Here is a 21,886-nt window from a genome sequence, read left to right as displayed (position 1 = left end):
CACGGCCCGTTTCTTTATCACTCCAAAATCCGCCTTAATGGCTGATCTCAGACCTTGTGGTACAGCTCGCTGCCTTGGGCTTTGAATTCCTCGGCCTTGGCCTGCATACCCTGTTCGGCCTCATCCAGTTCCAAGGCGGCGATGCGCTGCTCCTCGGCGTAGACGCGCACTTCCTGGGTGATTTTCATCGAGCAGAACTTCGGCCCGCACATGGAGCAGAAGTGCGCGACCTTGCCCGAATCCTTCGGCAGGGTTTCGTCGTGGTAGCTGCGCGCGGTGTCCGGGTCCAGGCCCAGGTTGAACTGGTCGTTCCAGCGGAACTCGAAGCGCGCCTTGCTCAAGGCGTTGTCGCGGATCTGCGCGCCCGGATGGCCCTTGGCGAGGTCGGCGGCGTGCGCGGCGATCTTGTAGGTGATGATGCCGGTCTTCACGTCATCCTTGTTCGGCAAACCCAGGTGTTCCTTGGGCGTCACGTAGCAAAGCATGGCGCAACCGAACCAGCCGATCATCGCCGCGCCGATGCCGCTGGTGATGTGGTCGTAGCCAGGCGCAATGTCGGTGGTCAGCGGGCCGAGGGTGTAGAACGGCGCCTCGTCGCAGCACTCCAACTGTTTGTCCATGTTCTCTTTGATCAACTGCATCGGCACGTGGCCAGGGCCTTCGATCATCACCTGGACGTCGTGCTTCCAGGCGATCTTGGTCAGCTCGCCGAGGGTTTCCAGCTCGCCGAACTGGGCTTCGTCGTTGGCGTCGGCAATCGAGCCCGGACGCAGGCCATCACCCAGCGAGAAGCTGACGTCGTAGGCCTTCATGATCTGGCAGATTTCGTCGAAGTGGGTGTAGAGGAAGTTCTCTTTGTGGTGCGCCAGGCACCACTTGGCCATGATCGAACCGCCACGGGAAACGATGCCGGTCACGCGTTTGGCGGTCAGCGGCACATAGCGCAGCAGCACGCCAGCGTGGATGGTGAAGTAGTCGACGCCCTGCTCGGCCTGTTCGATCAGGGTGTCGCGGAACAGCTCCCAGGTCAGGTCTTCGGCCACGCCATTGACCTTCTCCAGCGCCTGGTAGATCGGCACGGTGCCGATTGGCACCGGCGAGTTACGGATGATCCACTCGCGGGTTTCGTGGATGTGCTTGCCGGTGGACAGGTCCATCACGGTGTCCGAGCCCCAACGAATGCCCCAGGTCAGCTTGGCGACTTCTTCTTCAATGGAAGAACCCAGCGCCGAGTTGCCGATGTTGCCGTTGATCTTCACCAGGAAGTTGCGGCCGATGATCATCGGCTCCAACTCGACGTGGTTGATGTTGGCCGGAATGATGGCGCGGCCACGGGCGATTTCTTCGCGCACGAACTCGGCGGTGATTTCTTTCGGCACGCTGGCGCCGAAGCTCTGGCCGGCGTGCTGAGCAGTCAACAGGCCAGCGGCACGGGCCTCTTGCAGCTTCATGTTTTCGCGGATGGCAACGTACTCCATCTCGGCGGTGATGATGCCTTGGCGGGCGTAGTGCATCTGGCTGACGTTGGCACCGGCGCGGGCCTTACGCGGGTTGCGCACGTGGGCGAAACGCATGGCGGTCAGTTCAGGGTCCGCCAGGCGTTCGAGGCCGAAGTTGGAGCTCAGGCCGTCGAGCAATTCGGTGTCGTTACGATCATTGATCCAGGCCGAGCGCACATCGGCCAGACCTTTGCGCACATCAATAGTCACTGCCGGGTCGGTGTACGGGCCGGAGGTGTCATACACCAGCACCGGGGCATTGGCTTCGGCGCCAAAGTCGGTGGAGGTGTCGTCCAGGCTGATCTGGCGCATCGGCACCCGAATGTCGGGGCGCGAGCCCTGCACATAGATTTTTTCTGAACGCGGAAAAGGCTGGACCGATTGCTGGTCAACCTGGGCGCTTTCACTGAGATTTTTTTCTTGTGCACTCATCACGGGACTCTCCACAACTGCAGCCAGGGCAAGAATTGTCGGAGTCAACCTGAGGGCTTGGGGCGCCGCAGCCGGCGCGAGAGGTCTCGTTACGGGCACGGGGCCGTCGACGAGAAATCTTGTTCCCTACGCAGGCGTTAACCTGATCAGGTTCAACGGGATCCGAAACATTTCGATCTCAGCCTCGACACAAGGCACCCCGACAAGAACCCGGCCAGTCTAATCAAGGCGGGCAGAGAACACCAATCGACTAACGTCGTCGGCAGGACGTTTCGTCGGCCGGGCCAATTCGTCGCAAGCACTGGGGGATTGTTCCGGCAAAGCAACATAGCTTGTTGCAAACTGGCCTCACGGCGTTAATAGTGCGCCTTGACCCTTGTGGCAGTGCCGCTTAGCCTTGCCTATTACCGCCCAATCCAGGATTACCGCATGTTGCGCAGACTTTCTCTGGCCATTGCCGTGGCTGCCGCCACCAGCACATCGGCCTGGGCAGCAGAAGCTCCCCTCTCCGCCAAGACTGACCTGATTTCCGTTTATCAGGAAGCCGCCAAGAACAACGCCGCACTGGCCGCTGCCCGCGCCCAGTACATGGCGCGCAAGGAAGTGGTGCCGCAGGCACGCGCGGCCTTGCTGCCCAACCTGTCGGCCACCGGCACGGTGCAGGACACCCGCACCAGCATCGATTCGGTAGAGACCCCAGTGGGCTCAAGTTCGCCAGCCAGTTCGCGCAGCGGCAACAGTTATCAGGCCAACCTCAGCCAGCCGCTGTTCAATGCGGCCGCCTGGTTCCAGTTGAAAGCGGCGGAGTCCACCAGCCAGCAAGCCAGTCTGGAGTTCTCGGCCACCGAGCAAGAGCTGATCCTGCAAAGCGCCCAGGTGTACTTCAATATTCTGCGCGCCCAGGACGGCCTGGCCACCAGCAAGGCTGAAGAAGCGGCCTTCAAGCGCCAACTGGACCAGTCCAATGAACGCTTCGACGTGGGTCTGTCAGACAAAACCGACGTGCTCGAATCGCAAGCCGGTTACGACACCTCCGTGGCCAACCGGATTATCGCCCAGCAGCAAGTGGACGATGCCTTCCAGGCCCTGACCACCCTGACCAACCGTGATTACAGCTCGGTGGACGGCATGCGCCACAGCCTGCCGATCCTGCCACCGACGCCGAGCGACGCCAAAGCCTGGGTCGACACCGCCGCCCAGCAGAACCTGCGCCTGCTCTCCAGCAACTACGCCGTGGATGCTGCCGGCGAAAGCCTGCGCCAGAGCAAATCAGGCCACGCCCCCACCGTCACCGCGGTGGCCAGCTATGGCAAAGGCGACAACGACAACTTCGGCTTCAGCAACCAGTCCGACGCCATTCGTTACGGCAGCGACGTGGCACAAGGCCAAATCGGCCTGCAACTCAACGTGCCGATCTTCAGCGGTGGCCTGACCAGCTCGCAAGTGCGCCAGTCCTATGAGCAGCTCAATCAAAGCGAGCAATCGCGCGAGCAACTGCGCCGCGAAGTGGTGCAGAACACCCGCAACCTGTACCGTGCCGTAACCTCGGACGTGCAACAGGTGCAAGCGCGCAAACAGTCAGTGATCTCCAACCAGAGCTCGCTGGAAGCGACCCAGATCGGCTATCAGGTCGGGACCCGTAACATCGTCGACGTGCTCAATGCCCAGCGCGCCCTGTACACCTCGGTACGCAACTACAACGACGCGCGCTACGGCTACATCCTCGACAACCTGAGCCTCAAGCAGGCCGCCGGCACCCTCAGCCCGGCCGACCTGGAAGCCCTCGCCGCCTTCCTCAACAAAGACTACAACCCGGACACCGACTACCTGCCGCCAGACCTGGCCAAGGCAGCCGAAGCCCAACTGCGTGGCGATCCCAACTACTGATCGCAACCCAATAAAAAACCCGCCGAGTGCGGGTTTTTTATTGGCTGTTTCCGGCGATGCATTGAGGCGTTAAGGGGGCTTTTTGTAGGAGCGGCTTTAGCCGCGAACCATCGAGCCTTCGCGGCTAAAGCCGCTCCTACGGGTCGGAGAGTTCCATGCCGTCATCCGAATAAGGCCACTAGCGCGGCAGCAAGCGCTGTACGCCATCCAGTAGGCGCTGCAAGGCCCCCTGATTGGCCTTGAGCACTGCCAAGCCGGCAGTGGCCATGGCGTCGGCCTGCTGCGGCTCAGCAAACAGGCGCACCAGGGTCGCGGCCAGGGCATCGGCATCGACCACCTCGGCCAGGGCGCCGGCACTGCGCAACAGGGCAGCAATTTCCAGGAAGTTGAACAGATGCGGCCCACTCAGCACCGGCAAACCCAGCGCCGCCGGCTCCAGCAGGTTATGCCCACCATTGGCCACCAAACTGCCACCGACAAAGGCGCAATCCGCGAGGGCATAGAGCAACAGCAACTCGCCCATGGTGTCGCCCAGCAGCACCTGGGTCGCGGCGTCAGGGGCTTCGCCCTGGGAGCGCCGGCACGTGGTAAAGCCTTCCTTCACGCACAACTGCTGGACGCTGGCGAACCGCTCAGGATGGCGCGGCACCAGAATCAGCAAGGCCTGCGGCTGCTGCCGAAGCAGCAAACGATGGGCGGCGAGCACGCTCTCGTCTTCGCCGGCATGGGTGCTGGCGGCGATCCACACAGGACGCTGCACAGTATTCCAAGCGGCGCGCAGGGCCTGGGCCTGGGCCAGCAGCTCGGGCTCGATGCGCAGGTCGAACTTGATCGAGCCAGTCACGTCGACACACTCCGGCCGCGCACCCAAGGCAAGAAAACGTTCGGCTTCGGCGCCGCTCTGCACCGCGATCAGGCTCAGCTCGGCCAACATCGGCGCGGTCAATTTGGCAAAGCGCGCATAACCCCGCGCCGAGCGCTCGGACAGCCGCGCATTGGCCAGCACCACCGGCACGCCGCGCTTGGCGCATTGGTGAATATGATTGGGCCACAACTCGGTTTCCATGATCACCGCCAGTTGCGGCTGCAGACGACGAATAAAGCGCGCCGCCGCCCAGGGCAGGTCATAGGGCAAATAGCAGTGCTGCACCTGATTGCCGAACAGCGCCTGAATGCGCTCGGAGCCAGTCGGCGTCATGCAGGTAATGGTGATTGGCAGCGCTGGATAGCGCGCCAGCAACTCACGCACCAGCGGCGCGGCGGCAATGCTTTCGCCCACCGATACGGCATGAATCCAGATGCCGCCGGGCTTGAGCGGCGGCAAGCCGAAGGCAAAGCGTTCCAGCAGGCGGCGGCTATAGGCCGGCGCGCGCCAGGCACGCCAGAGCAGGCGCAGAGCCAAAATCGGCAGACCGAGGTGAAACAGCAGGCTGTACAAGGTTCTATTCATGGCCGGCAGTTTACTGAGTTCGCCGCGCGGATGCAGGTGCGCAACGCTTAGCCAATTGCTTGCAGGTGTTCGGCAAAGCGTTCGGCCAACCACACGACAGCGGGGCCGTGGGCTTCATCGCGGCGGCAGACCAATTCCACCACCAGCGGCGGCGGGGTCCAGTCGCTGCGCAGTTCGACCAGCTGCTGCTGATAAGTCGGGTACTGCAGCACATGGCGCGGCAGCCAGCCCCAGCCCAAGTTGCGCATCAGCAGTTCGGCCATGGTGTAGAAACTGTCGGTGCGCCAGACCGACGGACTAATCTGCTCACCGCCGGGATAGTGGCTGTCCTGCGGCGCCATCAACAGCTGCCGATGCCGGGCCAGCTCGCGACGGTCGACATAGCTGGCCGTCGCTAAGGCATGGCCGACGCCGCATACGGTGACCATTTCAATCGCGCCCAAGCGTTGGCGTTCCAGCGCTTCGGGCATACGCTCATGGTGAAACAGCAGGCCAAGATCGGCGCGTCGCTCCAGCAGTTTGCGCGCCACCTCGCCTTGGGCGCCGCTGGCCAGTTGCACTTCAAGCAAGGGGAACTGCTGAGCCAGTGCTTCCAGGCTGTCGAGGACTGGCTGATAAGGCATGGCTTCGTCCTGAGCCAAGCGCAGGATCACTTCTTCGCCGCGCACCAGCCCCTGAGCTCTCCCCTCCAGGCGCTCGCACTGACGCAAAATTTCCCGCGCCTCCTCCAGCAGCGTCACCCCGGCAGCGGTCAGGCGTGGTTGGCGGCCGCTGCTGCGTTCGAACAACAGCAAGCCCAGATCCGCCTCCAACAAGGCAATGGCATTGCTCACCGCCGATTGGGCGCGCTGTAGATCGCGGCCCACAGCGGAGAACGAACGGCCCTCGGCGATGCGCACAAACAAGCTCAACTGCTCAAGGTTCCAACGCATAGCGATCTCCAAACCAGATAGGTAATAACTTTACCCCATCATGTGTGGGCCTAGAATCGCCGCTCCAGCAAAGGAGTACTGCAACATGTCCGGCTACCTGTTTCTTGGCATCGCCATCGCCGCCGAAGTGGTGGCCACCACCTCAATGAAAGCCCTGGACGGCTTCAACAAGCCCCTGCCGCTGTTGCTCGTGGTGTGTGGTTACGGCCTGTCACTGTGGCTGTTGTCGATCGTGGTGAAGACCATCCCAATTGGCGTGGCCTATGCGGTGTGGTCGGGCATGGGCATTGTGCTGGTGAGCATTGCCGCACTGTTTATCTATGGGCAAAAACTCGATTGGCCGGCGATGCTCGGCATGAGCATGATTGTTGGCGGCGTGATGGTGATGCAGTTGTTCTCCAACACCGCCGGGCATTAGGGTCTGTTGCCGTTTCATCGTGAGCCGCGTTGCCGCGAGAAATGGCCCCCGGTTAGGCGCAGGACGCAGGTAATGGTTATTCCCTTGCCAAGTTCTGCAACAACGGGGGGGGCCATTTCGCGCGCAACCCGAAGGGCCGGGCCGGTTTTTGTGCGAGGCCGCGTTACTCGTCGCTTATTTGGAATAACCAAATCACGCTCCTCGCGCCTTGCCTCGCGCAAAAACCGGCTCCGGCGCGGCCACGAACGAAACGGCAGCAGCCCCTAGCAGGCGGTTATACTGCCGGCCTGTTTTCCCGAGCAAGGCACTACGCGCTATGTCCCAGGCCCTTTCCACGGACGTGTTGATCGTCGGCGGCGGTATCGCCGGTCTCTGGCTGCATGCGCGCCTGCGCCAGCTCGGCTACACCAGCCTGCTGGTGGAGAATGCCAGCCTCGGCGGCGGGCAGAGCGTGAAATCCCAAGGCATCATCCACGGCGGCGCCAAGTACGCCCTGCACGGCGCTCTGACCGGCGCTTCGGAAGCGATTGCTGACATGCCCAGACGTTGGCGCGAAGCCCTCAGCGGCAGCGGCGAGCTGGACCTGCGCGGCGTACGCGTGCTGTCCGAGGCCCACTACCTGTGGTCGCCGGGCACCCTCGCCGGCAACCTCACCAGCTTCTTTGCTAGCAAGGCCGTGCGCGGCCGGGTCGACCAGGTCAAGGGCGAGCACCTGCCGCCTGCGCTGCAACACCCCAAATTCAAAGGCAAGGTCTACCGCCTGGCCGAACTGGTCCTCGACGTGCCGAGCCTGATCGCGCGCTTGGCTGAACTGGCCGGCAACAGCTTGCTGAGTGGTACGCAGATCGAGCCGCTGCGTGAACAGGAGACCCTCGCTGGCCTGCGCGTCGATGGCCGTGAGATCCGCGCACAACGCATCGTCCTCAGCGCCGGCGGCGGCAATGCCGAACTGCTCAAGCAACTCGGCATCAGTCAGCCCACCCAGCAATTGCGCCCACTGCATATGGTGCTGGCCAAGGGCCCGGCGCTAAAACCGCTGTACGCCCACTGCCTGGGTGGCGGACCCAAGCCGCGGGTAACGGTCACCACCCATCCGGCGGCCGACGGCCAATGGGTCTGGTACCTGGGCGGCGACTTGGCCGAAGCCGAGGGCGTGGCCCGCGACGAAGCCGACCAAATCAAAGCAGCACAAAAGGAAATGGCCGACCTGCTGCCCTGGGTCGACCAGGCCGCCACCCAGTGGGCGACCCTGCGCGTGGATCGCGCCGAGCCGGCCCAATCCGGCCTGGTACGCCCGGACAACGCCTTCCTCGCTGAGCAGGAGCGGCTACTGGTGGGCTGGCCGACCAAGCTGGCGCTGGCCCCGGACTTCGCCGATCGCGTGCTGGCGGCCCTTAAGCGCGACGCTATTCAGCCCGGCCAACATTCAGCGCTGCCCGAGTTGCCGCGTCCGACGGTCGCCACCCCTGTGTGGGATGCGTTGCTGCCATGACGCTCGCCACCCTGCACGACCTGCATCGCCCACTGGGCAGTACCGGGCTGACGGTTTCGCCGCTAGGCCTGGGCACGGTCAAACTGGGCCGCGACCAGGGGGTGAAATACCCCAACGGTTTCAGTATCCCCGATGACGCCGCTGCCCGCGCCCTGCTCCACCAGGCCCGCGAGCTGGGCATCAACCTGCTCGACACCGCACCGGCCTACGGCATCAGTGAAGAACGCCTAGGCCCGCTGCTGCGCGGCCAGCGCCAGGACTGGGTGATTGTCAGCAAGGTCGGCGAAGAGTTCGTCAACGGTGCCTCGCTCTTCGACTTCTCGCCGGCCCATACCCGGTTGTCGGTAGAACGCAGCCTCAAGCGCCTGGAAACCGAACATATCGAACTGGTGCTGGTGCATTCCGACGGCAACGACCTGGCCATCCTCCACGACAGCGGTATCTACGCCACCCTTGCCGAGCTCAAGCGCGAAGGCAAGATCGGCGCCTTCGGCCTTTCCGGCAAGACCGTCGCCGGCGGCCTGCTGGCCCTGGAGCAAGGCGACTGCGCCATGGTCACCTACAACCTCAATGAGCAGACAGAAAAGCCGGTGCTGGATTACGCCGCCGAGCACGGCAAGGCAATCCTGATCAAAAAAGCCCTGGCCAGCGGCCACGCCTGCCTGGCAGCGGGCGTCGACCCGGTACGCGCCAGCTTCGAGTTACTGTTCAGCCATCCGGGGGTCAACAGCGCGATTGTTGGCACCATCAATCCTGTGCACCTCGCCCATAACGTGGCGACGGCGGCCAAGGTGATTCACGGGCTGAAGTAAGCAGTGCCAGGCGCGACCGTCGGTCGCAGTCCTGGTCGCTCAGCAAGTCGCTAGAATCGGACCTGTTCGTCGGCCAGCAGCCCCGTGAAGCACGGCGCCTGCTAGCCTGACCCATCCGTTCCCCGCGCGCCGTATCTGGAGTCGCCCATGCCGCAGACCCTCGCCCGCAAGGACCCCGAAAGCTTCAAAACCCTGGCCCTGCATGTAGAAGCCAGCGCCCATCAGCTCAGCTACCAAGGCATCGGCCTGCCGCTGAGTTTCAGCCAGATGCAAGCCCGCCGTCGGCCGCTGCAGATTGCCGACAGCCAGCACTTTGCCGTGGAGCTGGCCAACCTCGGCGTGTCGGTGCGCCTGACCCTGCAACTGGAGGGCAAGGATTACTGGGTGGTGGTGCGCCAGCAACGCGAAGACCGCGGCGACACCGTACTCAAGCTGATTTCTGGTTACGTACCGGCCCACGAGCTGAACCTGCCGCTGCTCACCGCGCTGCAAGAGGTCGCCGAGGAGTGCCTGGTGGAAAGCGAATCCGGCTGGCTCGGCGGACGCTTCGCCCAGACCTGGCTGCCAACGCCCTACGCCGACTGCCTGGACTACGAAGACGTGCTGCACTTTGGCCTGCAGGCGCAGATCGGTTCGACCCACCCGGTCTTTCGCGACAGCCTGCCGCTGCTGGAGCGACCACTGGCCTACGTGCACCTACCAACCGCCTCGCTGCAACTGGTCTACAACCTGCGCCTGGAACTGCCGAGCCTGGCCCGTGACCTCAGCCTGTTTCACGCCGATGAACAACTGGAAGGCTGCGACCTGATCACCCGCCTGGCACGCGAACAGCCCGACCTGCACCTGATCGCCCTGCGCAACGGCCGCGCCACAGGCGAGCTGTTCACCTTGCAACAAGGCCAATTGCAGGCGAGCAAAACCGACAACCTATGGCTGTCCGAAGGCTTCGCCGAGCGCGACGGCTGGCTGGTGCGTGATGAGCGCATCAGCTGGGCCGATTGGCTGAAGCGCCAAACGGCCTAAAACAAAAGCCCCGGATAACCGGGGCTTTTTGTTTCTAGGCCTAAGATGTAGCCCGGATGCAATCCGGGGCGATTCAGTCCAAGAAGCACATTCGCGAATTAAACGCACACCGCCCCCTCTTCCGTTTACGGGAGAGGGCTGGGGAGAGGGGGCGGATTTGCTACACGCTTACTTCAACTCGCTGGAGCTTTTGCCGAGCAAGCGGCGCGCAACAATCAGCAACTGGATCTGCTGGGTGCCCTCAAAAATGTCGAGAATCTTCGAGTCGCGCGCCCACTTCTCCAGCAGTTCATCCTCGCCATAACCCAAGGCGCCGGTCAGCTCGACGCATTTCAGCGTCACTTCGTTGGCTACCCGTCCGGCCTTGGCCTTGGCGATCGAAGCCTCCTTGGAGTTGGGCAATTTGTTGTCGGCCATCCACGCGGCCTTCAGGGTCAGCAGGCGCGCGGCCTCCCACTCGGCCTCCAGGCGATACAGGGTCGCCTCGGCATGACTAACGCTCAGCAGGGGTTTGGAGTACTCCAGCTTGCAGGTTTTCTTCAGCAACTCACGGGTGCGATCCAGCGCCGCCTTGGCCACGCCAATGGCCATGCCGGCCACCAACGGCCGGGTGTTGTCGAAAGTCTCCATGACCCCGGCAAAACCCTTCTGCACGTCGATTTCCGGGTTGCCCAACAAGTTGGCGGCAGGCACCCGGCAATCGATAAAGCTGATAGCCGCCGTGTCGGAGGCCTTGATACCGAGCTTCTTCTCCAGCCGCGCCACACTCATGCCGGGCGTGCCGTGCTCGACCACGAACGACTTGATCGCCGCACGCCCCAAGCCCTTGTCCAGCGTGGCCCAGACCACTACCGAGTCGGCGCGCGCGCCGGAGGTGACATAGATTTTCTCGCCATTGAGGATGTAGTGTTCGCCGTCCTTGGTCGCGGTAGTGCGGATCGCCGCCGAGTCCGAACCACAGCCGGGCTCGGTGATCGCCATGGCCGCCCAGCTGCCCTTGAAGCGCAGCAACTGCTCTTCGTTGGCCACCGCTGCGATCGCCGCATTGCCCAGGCCCTGGCGCGGCATGGCCAGCAACAGGCCGACATCGCCCCAGCACAGCTCCATGACCCCCAGCAGCGCCGACAGGTTGCCGCCATTCTTGTTGCCCGCAGCCTGCTCAGCCGAGGCGCCGCGCTTGCTTGCCGAGGTCGCGCCAATCGCATCCGGCGAGCCGGCGTTCATCCCGTCCAGCAGCGCGGCGAGCAGGTCGAGCTCCTGCGGATAGGCGTGTTCGGCCTTGTCGTATTTGCGCGAGATCGGCCGAAAATAATTGGCCGCCACCTGATGGGCCTGGGTCACCAGGCCACGGAATTTCTTTGGAGTTTCCAGATTCATCAGTCTCGCCCCTTATAACTGCAAGCCGCCGGCCATGATCGCCACACCGCGCAAATCGCGGTACCAGCGCTCAACCGGATGTTCTTTGGTAAAGCCGTGACCGCCGAGCAACTGCACGGCGTCGGTGCCTATCTGCATGGCCTTCTCGGCGCACAGCAGGCGCGCCAGATAAGCCTCACGCTGGAACGGCAAGCCTTGCTCGGCCCGCGAGCAAGCACGCCAGACCATCAGGCGCATGGCATCCAGCTCAATGGCGATGTCGGCGACGATAAAGGCCACGCCCTGGCGATGGCTGATTGGCTCACCGAAAGCCAAACGCTCATTGCAGTAGGGAATCACGTAATCCAACGCCGCCTGCGCCGTACCCACCGCCAGCGCACACCAGGCCAGGCCCGCGTGATCGAGGAAGCTCTGATAATTGAAGTGCTCGCCAGCCAGGCGATTCTCCGCCGGCACCTTGACGCCCTTGAGCAAGATGCGCGCCGTACCACCGGCTTTCAGGCCCATGCCCGGCTCAGCACGCCGCTCGACGCCAGCACTCGCGGCATCCAACAGAAACAGCGCGGGGCCCTGACTGGTCTGCGCCGCGACGATCAGCTGACTGGCCTCCAGGCCACGCAGAATCAGGCATTTCTCACCGGTCAACACATAGTGGGAGCCCTTGCGTTTGGCCTTAGTACGCAGCTGGTGCGGATCGAACAAGGGCGTCGGCTCACTCACGGCAATCGCCGTCAATGGTGCAGCCTGCTCGCCGACAAAGGCCGGCAACCAGCGCGCCTGCTGCTCGGCGCTAGCCCAGCGACGAATGCAGTTGGCCGCGGACAACGGCACCAGCAAGGCCGCCGCCAGGGACAAATCGCCCTTGCCCAGCGCCTCGGCAATCAAGGCATTGGTCAAGGTGGTGCGCTCAGCGGCCATGCCGCCGTGCTGTTCACTGACACCATAAAAGGTCAGCCCCAGAGCCTGGGCCTGATTGAGTAGCTCAGCCGGCACCATCGCCGCCTCATCGGCATCGTGGGCCGCAGGGCGCAGCACTTCACTGGCGAAACCGTCGAGCATTTCCACCAGCATCTGCTGCTCGTCCGACAACGACAGGTCGAACAGCGCATCCGGGTCGAGTGGCCGCGGGCCACGGGCGGTTTTTGCCGCGCGCTCAGCGGCCAGACGGAAGCTGGCGCGACTGCCGCGATAGATCAGTTTTTCGAAAGGTTTGCGCAGTTTCAGCCGGTCGGGCCAATGGGCCTGTGCCAGCCGATTGAGCACGCTCAGGGCCTGGCCTTGTACGTCGAATTTCATGGGCAGCAGCTCAACGAGGTGGAGGTGCTGCGATCATGCACCGCCCTCCCCGACCCGCCTATGACCGTCTAGCCGCCCCGTTACGGCAGGTCAGCCAGTCACTGACGGCGACTTACGGACGCCGGCGAATCTTGTCGACAATCGCCGTGGTCGAGCTGTTTTCCACCAGCCCCAGCACGCGCACTTCGCCGCCGTAGCTTCGCACGATATCGCCGCCCACCACGCCGTCGATGCCGTAATCGCCGCCCTTGACCAGCACGTCGGGTTTGACCGCGCGCAGCAGGTTTTCCGGGGTGTCTTCGCTGAAGCTCACCACCCAGTCCACCGCGCCAAGGCCGGCCAGTACCGCCATGCGCCGGTCGACCGAGTTGATCGGCCGGCCGGGGCCTTTCAGGCGACTGACCGACGCGTCGTCGTTGACCGCAAGTACCAGGCGATCACCTTGGGCGCGGGCCTGCTCCAGATAGGTCACATGGCCGGCGTGCAGGATGTCGAAGCAGCCATTGGTGAAGACGATTTTCTCACCGTGGGCGCGGGCATCCTCAATGCTGCACAGTAGTTGATCGAGGCTCAGCACCCCACGCTCGGAGCCGGTATCACGCTGAATCGCGCGACGCAGTTCCGGCGCACTGATGGCCGCGGTGCCGAGCTTGCCGACCACAATGCCGGCGGCCAGATTGGCCAGGGCTACGGCGTGAGGCAGTTCTTCACCGGCAGCCAGGCTGGCGGCCAGGGTAGAAATAACCGTATCACCGGCACCGGTGACATCGAACACTTCACGGGCGCGGGCCGGTAAATGCAGGGCCGGATGTTCAGGGCGCAACAGGGTCATGCCATGCTCGCCGCGCGTCACCAGCAAGGCGCCCAGCTCCAGCTCACGCATCAGCTTGGCGCCCTTGGCCACCAACTCGGCTTCATCAGCGCAGGCACCGACCACCACTTCAAACTCATGCAGGTTAGGGGTGATCAGACTGGCGCCGCGGTAGATGGAAAAGTCCTTGCCCTTGGGGTCGGCCAGCACCGGAATGCCGCGCGAGCGCGCCGCCTGCAGCAGCACCTGATGGTTCTGCAACGCGCCCTTGCCGTAGTCCGACAGCACCAGCACCTTGACGCCATCGAGCAACGCTTCGACTTCAACAGCAAGCGCAGCCGCATCAGTGTTGAACGGCTCTTCGAAGTCCATGCGCAGCAATTGCTGGTGACGGCTCATAACCCGCAACTTGACGATGGTCGGCTGGTTGGCGATGCGCTGAAACGAGGTTTTCACCCCCACAGCAGCCAGGCTGTTGCTCAGGCTGTCAGCCGCCTCATCGGCCCCCGTCACCCCCACCAACAGCGCGGGCGCACCGAGGGCGGCGATGTTCAGCGCGACGTTGGCCGCGCCGCCCGGACGGTCTTCGATCTGCTCAACCTTGACCACCGGCACTGGCGCCTCCGGGGAAATCCGCGAAGTGCCGCCATGCCAGTAGCGGTCGAGCATGACATCACCGACCACCAATACGGCGGCCTGGTCGAAACGGGGCATGGACAACTTCATGGAGACTCCGCAAACACACAAAACATAATTTAGGACGCGTCACTAAGCACTCTCTAATGACGCAAGCCAGTATGACAGGGCTTAACCCAGCCGTGACGCACAGCCTCAAGGACTGCTGAAGATTTGCCGGAAAAGCGGAATCAATCGCGCATATCCGGCCCGACTCAGGTGATCATCATCGTAATACAGTGCAGTACCATCGACCGCCGCCGGACAAATTGTATCGCCACACAAAAAGGGTAACGGGTCGAGTATCTGCGCACCGCACTGATCGCGGGCCTGGTCTTGTACGCTCCAGGTGAACGCATGCCGCTGCTGGTAATCCGTCAGGGAGAGCTGATACTGCCGCTCACGCCCCAAAAGTACATCGCGTGCCATAGCATCCGGCACGCTCACTGGCATCTCCGGTATTGGCCGCAGCAAATACACAGGATGATGGGCGGTGAGCGCGCAGACGCTAGCGACGTAGTTCGCGCGAAACTCCGCCAAAAATGCAGGCTGCGGTGAGCTGTAGGGCTTGGCGAAGTGGTACTCCGGCTGGTTATCCAGCTGACCCGGTTCTCCCGGCATCCCGCCTTTAACATAGGCGGTGGTACGCATGACTAACAACACCGGCACACCGGGATACAGGCCCGGTAGCGCCTGCTGAGCCCACGCCTGTAATTGCGTACATTCCTGGGAGCTGGAACTGTCCTTGCGCGCACCGAATACCAGCAGGCAGCCGGCGCTTGCGCGCAAATAAACTCCCTGAGCTGTATTCATCAGGCTGTCGTTGACCGCTTCAACCACCGCACCGGCATGGCTATCGCCAATGACGATGGCGCGAATGGCGTCGCCACCAAAAAAACATTCCGGCTGATCGTGGGTGCACTCTTGCAGCCGCGGAGAATGATTCCGGGCCTGCGCCGCCATTTGCGCGACAGGCGTGGGTAGCCGATTGCTGAATTCGCTTTTACGAACCCACTGAGCAACGCTGGCCACCAGCGCCAGGCTAGCAATCAGCAGGCAAACTAGAGGCCATCCGCGATGGCGCCCCATAAGTCGGCGTGTAGGCTCCTCGACATACTGATACGAGACATGTGCCAAGCACAGCGCCACAAGCATGCCAGCGACCATTAGCAAATACGTCTGCCCACCGTCCAACAGCCCCAAACCGACTACGACGGGCCAATGCCATAGATACAGTGAATAGGAGCGGCTACCAAACCATTGCAGAACCGGCGCATGCAGAAGCGGCGTATGTTCAGCGTTAGCCAGAATCAACAAGGCCGCACTCATCACCGGCAACAGCGCCCAGCCACCCGGCCAGACCCTGCTGGAGTCGAGCCAGAACATGGCCGTGAACATTATCAGCATGCCGACGAACAACATTACCCGGCGCTGAACAGCGCTGAGCACAAGCCGCTCACTCAGGCCAAAAACCAGACCACCACCGAGCAGTTCCCAACCGCGACTGCTCAAAACAAAAAAAGCACGCTCCGCCTCAAATAGGCTGCTCCATACACTCCATACCAGCGATCCGAAAAACAGGCCGCCGATGGCTAGATACAGGCTTTTCTCCCGAGGCAATAAACGCCACAGCGCGGCCATGATCAGCGGAAATATCAGGTAAAACTGCCATTCAACCGACAACGACCAAGTGTGCAGCAGCCACTTCTGCTCGGAGGCCACGGCAAAGTAGCCCGCCTCCTTCAAATAGCGCAGGTTTGAGGAAAACAACAGACTGTCACGCGCATGCTTGCCCAACGCGCGGTATTCCTCCGGCATCAACACAAACCAGCCAAGCGCCAGCAACACCGCGCATAGCACGATCAACGCTGGCCAGATTCGCCGTGCCCGCGCCAAATAGAATTGCCACAGATTAAAGCGCCCGGTCCGCAGGCCTTTGACGACCACAGCCGTCATCAAATAGCCCGAAATCACAAAGAACACATCAACGCCGGCAAAGCCGCCTGTTACCCCAGGCACGCCGAAGTGATACAGCACGACAAAGATAACCGCCCAGGCGCGTAAGCCATTGATATCGGCACGAAACCCCAATGGCGCGGCCTGTCGCTCCGCGCCAGGCCGCGCCACGAACGCGCGCATGACACCCGAAAATGACTGCTGACTGAAGAGCGCGCGCCAGAACATGCGCGCACCTGGAGGACATGTATCGGCTGGTTTCAAAGCGGACGCACCCAAAACAGCTCATGACGACGCACGGCTTTGCGGAAGAACTCGTCTTCGCCCGTGGCAGGCCAGCGGCGTCCTGCAAGCGCGATTTGAATCAACCGGCGCAGACGCTTTTTCAATGGCAGGCGACCCTGCAAATCATGCTGCATGGCCAGTGCCATGGCCTTGTCCAGCTGCTGCGCAGGAGTCAGCGATAAGCTCCACAGCTGCTCAGCAGGCAACACCGTGAGCGCTGGTGGCAAGGCAACGCCGTTACCTGCAGGGCCCATGGGCCAACGGTCGTTGTCGTGCAGGTGGTTGGCATAGAGCAGCAAGGTCTTGGGCTGCCAGCTACTGACCTGGACCGCTGCCAGCAGGGCCTGGGTGGCGGCGACGTGATCGCTGTGGGGATCAAGCTCGGGGTGCGGGGTGACCACCACGTCTGGGCGGAAATACTCCAGCAGGGATACCAGATCAGCCTGCAGATTATGCCCCGTCGGCTGGCCATCGGCGTCCGCCGGCAGGCGCAGCGGGTTGTGCTGGCGCACGCTGCGGATATCACACTCGCCCGACTCACGGGACGCAAATACCTGTGCCGGTGCCGCCAGCATGGCCGGCAGTTGCAAGCAGTAGTAGCCCAGCTGTACGCAGCGCTGCTGGGCCACGCCGCCCCAAAGCGGCACGGCCAGGCTGTCCCAGGCGCGCAGGCGGCCTTTCAGCTGCGCAGCAGCAGACTTGTCCAACCCTAAGTGCTGATAGGCCTCGGCCTCGATTTCGCCCTGAGTCAGGGTGACGATGCTGACTTGCGCGGCCTGGCTGTACAAGCCAAAGGCCGCCAACTCGGCATCATCCGCATGAGGGGCAATGATCAAGAGCGATTGTTGGCGATAGTCGGGAGAACTGCAGACATGCAGGGTGGCGCTGGCGGCCAGCCGACAGAAGCGCCCGCGCAGCTGCAATTGACCGGCCTGCAACTCCGCGAGGTGGTCGGAAAGATTGAGGTAGCGCTCGCCACACACGCCGCGCTCGAAGTCCTGGCGGTCATCACCTACCAACACATAAGGGTCTAGCCAGCGGCCCAGCCAGGTGCTGCGTACCTGCAATTGCAGGATCAGGGTGTCGCCGGCCGGCACGTCAGCCAGCAACTGCAGCCGGCCGGCACTAAGTGCGGCGGCCACGCTCGGCGTGCCAGCGGGGAAGCTGTACTGGTAATCCTCGTCCGGGGCATAGAACAAATGATCGGCGAACCAGGCTTCGTGAGCGATCCAGCCGAGGAGCACGGCCAACGGCAGCAACCACCAGGCCACGGTAAACGCCAGGACCAGCAGGCCAAGCAATGCCAGAGCCAGGGCAATACGCTTGTTGCGCCGATGGCGTTTCAGCAACTGCTGCTTGCGCGCACTCATCGCATCACACCTGATAGACCGGCTGGCGGTTACACCAGCGGTCTTTGTATTCACGGTCAGCGCGACCGAAGGAGTAGCGCAGCGGCTTGCCCAGCGCCCGCGCCTCGTTCCACGCGTTTTGCGTGTTGACGAAACTGAGCACGCTACCGGGGCTGAATTCGCGGTTCTGCGGGTCGACGCCGCCGTTGATGTATTCAAGACTGACCCACTGCGGGGCCTCGACACGGTAGAGAATCTGGATCGCTACCGGCTGGTCCTGCAGGTAGATCAACGAGCCGGTCATAAACTCGCGCAGCAGCGCGAATACTTCGGCCAGATGGTCCTTGCCGGTAGCATCGAAGCCCCAGCGGCGCTGGAACAGCTCGGCATATATGCTTGCCTGTTCGCTGGCACTCAGCTCCAGCATCGGCCGAATCACGCCACCCGCCTCTTCCAGCAGGCGCTGTTCGCGACGCTGGTTGTAGCGGAATTTCTTGCTGTATTCCTCAGGCTCACGGGCCAGCGCCAGGCCTTCCGGCTGCTCGCGCAGGGTGCTGAATTGCTCCGTATTGAGCACCGACACATAGCGTGCCTGATGGCGTAACGGCACCCGTGCAGAGGGTGCTGCCGGCAAGATGATTTCTGCGTTACCCAGATCGAACAAACCACGCTGACCGTGGCGCTTGAGCACATCCTTGGACAACGCCAGATGGCGCCCCCAGGCCGGCAACGCCGCCTGCAACTCGCCATGCTCCAGCCAGCCAAGGTAACGCACCGGAAGGCCGGCCAAACTGGCCAGGCGCTCAATGACCTGGGGATGGGTCGCCACGCTGCCACCGAAGCGCTGCCAGACAGCGGCATAGTCGCTCGCTTCAATGGGCGTCCAGCCACGCTCACGCCACGCGCGAAATCGATTGAGAATCAAGCGGGCAACTCGGCAACCTGCTCCTCGCCACCATCTTCAAACTGGCGGGCGTGCAAGCGGGTGTAATAGCCGTTCTGCGCCAGCAGCTCGGCGTGGTTGCCGCGCTCGACGATGCGGCCCTGATCCATTACCAGAATCAGGTCAGCCTTCTCGATGGTGCTCAGGCGGTGAGCGATCACCAGCGTGGTGCGACCCTGCATTACCTTGTCCAGTGCACCCTGGATATGCCGCTCGGACTCGGTATCCAGCGCCGAGGTGGCCTCGTCGAGAATCAATACCGGCGCATTCTTCAACAGCGCCCGGGCAATCGCCAGACGCTGGCGCTGGCCACCGGACAACAGCACGCCGTTCTCACCCACAAGGGTCTCGTAGGCCTGCGGCATCCTCTCGATAAATTCGTCGGCATAAGCAGCCGCGGCGGCCTGCTGGATATCCGCCAGCGGCGCGCCGGCCAGGTCGCCATAAGCGATGTTGTTGGCCACGGTGTCGTTGAACAGGGTGACCTGCTGAGTCACCAGGGCAATGTGCCGGCGCAGGTTGCGCAGGGTGTAGTCCTCGACATCTACACCATCCAGCAGGATCTGCCCTTGCTCATGGTGATAGAAGCGCGGCACCAAACTGGCCAGGGTCGACTTACCGCTGCCGGAACGGCCGACCAGGGCCACCATCTGCCCTGGCTCAGCAACAAAGCTGATGTCGTGCAGCACAGGTTTGTCGGTGCCTGGATATTGAAAGCTCAGGTTACTGACTTCTAGACGGCCGCTGACCCGTTCACAGGCATGGGTACCTGCATCGATTTCAGGTGTCTGATCCAACTGTTCAAAAATACTGTCCGAAGCAGCCAGGCCTTTTTGCACGGTGGAGCTGACTTCAGATAGCTGGCGAATCGACTTGGGCAACAAGCCCGCTGCCGTGATGTAGGCCACCAACTCACCCACCGAAGAGTCGCCGCGCAGGTACAGCACCAGAAACATCAGCACTGCCATCGCGGAATAAATCACCAACTGCAAGGTCGGGGTGTAGATCGCCTGAGTACGGGTCATCTTCAGGCTGCGATTCATGTTGTCTGCGCTGGCCTTGTGAAACCGATCCACCTCGTACTCTTCGCCGCCGAAGCTGCGCACCACTCTATAGCCCTGAATGGTTTCGGAGGCCACGTGAGTCACATCACCCATGGCGACCTGAATCTGCTTGCTCTGCTTGCGAAATTTCTTGCTGGCCGAGGTCACCAGCACGGCAATCAACGGCAAGATCGCCAGCAGCACCAGGGTCAGGCGCCAGTGCATCCACAACAGGTAGCCAAACAGGAAGATCACCGTCATGCCTTCGCGAATCACCACCTTGATGGCGTCGGTAATGGCGCCGGTCACCATGGTCACGTTGTAGGTAATACGCGAGATCAGGTGCCCCGAATTATGGTTATCGAAATAGCGATTGGGCAGCGTCAGCAAGTTATCAAACAAGGCACAACGCAAGTCATGCACCACGCCGCGCGCCACCTTGGCGAGGTAGTAGTTACTGAGAAATGAACCTATGCCCTGATAGAAGGCAATGAGTACAATCAGCAGCGGCACGCCGTAGATCATGGGCGCACCAAGAATCACAGCCTTTTCAGGGTCCTGCAGCCCATCCAGAAAGAGCTTGAGCATGTGCGCCAGCATCGGCTGGCTGGATGCGAACAACAAGAAACCAATGATGCTGACGGCGAAGGCGCCCAAGTAGGGCACTACGTACTTAAGCAATCGCAGATAGACTTTGAAACTGGATTGCTGCGTGGAATCGACCATTCTGCAGGGCTCTTCAAACAGGCTAGAGGAACAAGATGCGGATTGTAACAGCGAACCAATTACAAGATTGGCTCGACCAAGGCGTGGTCCTGGAAAAAGACAGCCACGGCCCCAAGGTCGTACGCCTGGTCAGCGGCGACCTTCTAAAGATCTTCCGCAGCCGCCGCAACCCTCTGCTGGAACGTTTGCTGCCTGCCGTCAGGCGCTTTCATAACAACAGTGAGCGCTTGAACGACCTAGGCATTGCAACCCCGAAAGTGCATGACACGTTCTGGATCGCGCGCAACAGCATCAGTGCCTGCGTCTACGCACCACTCCAAGGGACACCGCTAGACAGCCTATTCAGTTCCGCGCGCGGCGAGTTCAATGCACTTGTGCCAGAACTGGCGGCCTACATTCTGCTCATGCACCGGCGCGGCATTTACTTTCGCTCCTTGCACCTGGGCAATATCTTGCGCACTCCGGATGCCAGCTTCGGCCTGATTGATTTTCTCGATATCCGCTTCAAAGGCCGGCCACTTGGCCCCATGCTCGTGCGGCGCAATTTCGAACATCTGCGCCGTTATTTGCAGCGGCGCAACGTAGAAAACTTCCCCCTTGATGAACTGCTGCTTGCCTACGCCGAAGCGAGCAAAGCATCCAGCTGATCCAGAGTAATTTTGGGCACAAGGCTAGCCGGCAGGCGACTTTTGGCTGACAGGTTATAAACCTGAAATGTCGGACTAACAACGCGCCGCGCCATCAGTTCAAAACAAGGCTCAATGTAATCCTCATAGTCGCCATCCAAGCGACTTGGCATGGCTTCAGCACCCTGCTCGTAAAAACGTCCCTGGCTCGAATCCAGATCAACGCCAACCAATATCACCTGATTAAAACCCAGGTGATGAGCGAGCTGCAGGCCCGCATAGGGAATGGTCCGGCAACTGAAATAACCTTTGTCCATATCTCGACTGAAACCTATCCGATTAGGTTTCTGACTGAACAAAGAAAAATCACAGGAGACATCCTGGTCGTTACGCATCTTCCACGCAAAACGTCGATCAGACAGCTGCTGTTTGCCATCAATACTGCGATTAACCCGATTGAACGCATATAACCGCGTTTGGGCCAACTCTGCGGCAGACAAACCCTGGGTAATGCTGATCACTCGCGGACTTAACGCCACGTTTTGTGCCAGCGCCAATCCTTGACGCAATATCGGCTGACGCTGCGCGGCAAAACTATTGTCATCACATAAATAGAACAACGGGGCAACGCTTACTGCAGTGAAGAGCTGGATGGAGCCACTGACTGAAAACATTGGATATTGAGCGTAATTGGTCAGTGGAAAATCCCGCGCCGACGGCCCAGACGCCACGATAAACAACGGCCCCGAGCATGTCCCCTTGCACGCTGCAAATGCGTGCAGGCTTAGCTCGTCAACACCTGCGCCCATTACCCCGGCAACTGCATCAAGCGCACTCATCACATGTTCCTCAGC

General features: G+C 61.8%; 17 protein-coding genes and 1 riboswitch. Of the genes, 6 read left to right on the top strand and 11 right to left on the bottom strand.

Annotated elements, in window-relative coordinates; translation table 11 throughout:
• Window positions 1–47 precede the first annotated feature (47 nt).
• Window positions 48–1,931 (bottom strand): phosphomethylpyrimidine synthase ThiC, encoded by a 1,884-nt coding sequence (gene thiC / locus AC56DI_RS16920; RefSeq protein ID WP_496347193.1) that lies wholly within the window; start codon window positions 1,929–1,931, stop codon window positions 48–50.
• Window positions 1,932–2,037: 106 nt separating this feature from the next.
• Window positions 2,038–2,143: riboswitch (TPP riboswitch) on the bottom strand.
• Between the two features lie 217 nt (window positions 2,144–2,360).
• Here thiC and AC56DI_RS16915 point away from each other — a divergent pair.
• The gene (locus AC56DI_RS16915; RefSeq protein WP_496347192.1) at window positions 2,361–3,818 is read left to right on the top strand and encodes a TolC family outer membrane protein; all 1,458 of its coding nucleotides are present in this window, start codon (window positions 2,361–2,363) and stop codon (window positions 3,816–3,818) included.
• A 178-nt stretch (window positions 3,819–3,996) separates the two neighbouring features.
• Here AC56DI_RS16915 and waaA read toward each other — a convergent pair whose 3' ends face one another.
• Together waaA and AC56DI_RS16905 are read right to left on the bottom strand one after the other, a co-directional pair.
• Window positions 3,997–5,268, bottom strand: coding sequence for a lipid IV(A) 3-deoxy-D-manno-octulosonic acid transferase (gene waaA / locus AC56DI_RS16910; protein ID WP_496347191.1), 1,272 nt, complete (start codon window positions 5,266–5,268; stop codon window positions 3,997–3,999).
• A 47-nt stretch (window positions 5,269–5,315) separates the two neighbouring features.
• A complete protein-coding gene (locus tag AC56DI_RS16905; protein WP_496347190.1) occupies window positions 5,316–6,200 on the bottom strand; it encodes a LysR family transcriptional regulator in 885 nt (294 codons plus the stop codon).
• A gap of 85 nt (window positions 6,201–6,285) precedes the next feature.
• Between AC56DI_RS16905 and AC56DI_RS16900 the strand changes: the two genes are divergently transcribed.
• The 4 genes from AC56DI_RS16900 (at window position 6,286) to AC56DI_RS16885 (ending at window position 9,945) form a co-directional block, all read left to right on the top strand.
• Window positions 6,286–6,618 carry a DMT family transporter gene (locus AC56DI_RS16900; RefSeq protein WP_496347189.1) on the top strand — a complete coding sequence of 111 codons (333 nt, stop codon included), beginning with the start codon at window positions 6,286–6,288 and terminating at the stop codon, window positions 6,616–6,618.
• 316 nt (window positions 6,619–6,934) lie between these two features.
• Window positions 6,935–8,110: an NAD(P)/FAD-dependent oxidoreductase gene (locus AC56DI_RS16895; RefSeq protein ID WP_496347188.1), complete on the top strand. Its 1,176-nt coding sequence runs from the start codon at window positions 6,935–6,937 to the stop codon at window positions 8,108–8,110.
• A complete protein-coding gene (locus tag AC56DI_RS16890; RefSeq protein WP_496347187.1) occupies window positions 8,107–8,922 on the top strand; it encodes an aldo/keto reductase in 816 nt (271 codons plus the stop codon). Before AC56DI_RS16895 ends, AC56DI_RS16890 begins: the two co-directional genes overlap by 4 nt.
• Window positions 8,923–9,069: 147 nt before the next feature.
• Window positions 9,070–9,945, top strand: coding sequence for a metal ABC transporter ATPase (locus tag AC56DI_RS16885; RefSeq protein WP_496347186.1), 876 nt, complete (start codon window positions 9,070–9,072; stop codon window positions 9,943–9,945).
• Between the two features lie 168 nt (window positions 9,946–10,113).
• Here the strand turns inward: AC56DI_RS16885 and AC56DI_RS16880 are convergent, their stop codons facing one another.
• The 7 genes from AC56DI_RS16880 to msbA form a co-directional block, all read right to left on the bottom strand.
• Window positions 10,114–11,322 carry an acyl-CoA dehydrogenase family protein gene (locus AC56DI_RS16880; protein ID WP_496347185.1) on the bottom strand — a complete coding sequence of 403 codons (1,209 nt, stop codon included), beginning with the start codon at window positions 11,320–11,322 and terminating at the stop codon, window positions 10,114–10,116.
• 12 nt (window positions 11,323–11,334) lie between these two features.
• The gene (locus tag AC56DI_RS16875; protein ID WP_496347539.1) at window positions 11,335–12,624 is read right to left on the bottom strand and encodes an acyl-CoA dehydrogenase family protein; all 1,290 of its coding nucleotides are present in this window, start codon (window positions 12,622–12,624) and stop codon (window positions 11,335–11,337) included.
• 106 nt (window positions 12,625–12,730) lie between these two features.
• The gene (gene hldE / locus AC56DI_RS16870; RefSeq protein WP_496347184.1) at window positions 12,731–14,155 is read right to left on the bottom strand and encodes a bifunctional D-glycero-beta-D-manno-heptose-7-phosphate kinase/D-glycero-beta-D-manno-heptose 1-phosphate adenylyltransferase HldE; all 1,425 of its coding nucleotides are present in this window, start codon (window positions 14,153–14,155) and stop codon (window positions 12,731–12,733) included.
• A gap of 105 nt (window positions 14,156–14,260) precedes the next feature.
• Window positions 14,261–16,288, bottom strand: a complete 2,028-nt coding sequence (locus AC56DI_RS16865) for an acyltransferase family protein (RefSeq protein ID WP_496347183.1) — start codon at window positions 16,286–16,288, stop codon at window positions 14,261–14,263.
• Window positions 16,289–16,320: 32 nt separating this feature from the next.
• On the bottom strand, window positions 16,321–17,715 hold the full coding sequence (locus tag AC56DI_RS16860; RefSeq protein WP_496347182.1) for a PIG-L deacetylase family protein: 1,395 nt from the start codon (window positions 17,713–17,715) through the stop codon (window positions 16,321–16,323).
• Window positions 17,716–17,719: 4 nt separating this feature from the next.
• Window positions 17,720–18,616, bottom strand: coding sequence for a GNAT family N-acetyltransferase (locus tag AC56DI_RS16855; RefSeq protein ID WP_496347538.1), 897 nt, complete (start codon window positions 18,614–18,616; stop codon window positions 17,720–17,722).
• A complete protein-coding gene (gene msbA, locus AC56DI_RS16850; RefSeq protein WP_496347181.1) occupies window positions 18,616–20,406 on the bottom strand; it encodes a lipid A export permease/ATP-binding protein MsbA in 1,791 nt (596 codons plus the stop codon). The genes AC56DI_RS16855 and msbA overlap by 1 nt, the downstream gene beginning before the upstream one ends.
• 35 nt (window positions 20,407–20,441) lie before the next feature.
• Between msbA and AC56DI_RS16845 the strand changes: the two genes are divergently transcribed.
• Window positions 20,442–21,053 (top strand): BUD32 family EKC/KEOPS complex subunit, encoded by a 612-nt coding sequence (locus AC56DI_RS16845; RefSeq protein WP_496347180.1) that lies wholly within the window; start codon window positions 20,442–20,444, stop codon window positions 21,051–21,053.
• On the opposite strand, the gene AC56DI_RS16840 is transcribed toward AC56DI_RS16845, so the two are convergent.
• Window positions 21,023–21,871, bottom strand: coding sequence for a WaaZ-like lipopolysaccharide core biosynthesis protein (locus AC56DI_RS16840; protein ID WP_496347179.1), 849 nt, complete (start codon window positions 21,869–21,871; stop codon window positions 21,023–21,025). The genes AC56DI_RS16845 and AC56DI_RS16840 overlap by 31 nt on opposite strands.
• Window positions 21,872–21,886: the final 15 nt, after the last annotated feature.

Source organism: Pseudomonas sp. BGA-UO-ETr-WB11, from assembly GCF_059567785.1.
Note: the sequence above shows the minus strand (reverse complement) of the source record. Positions and strands in the feature narration are given on the sequence as shown.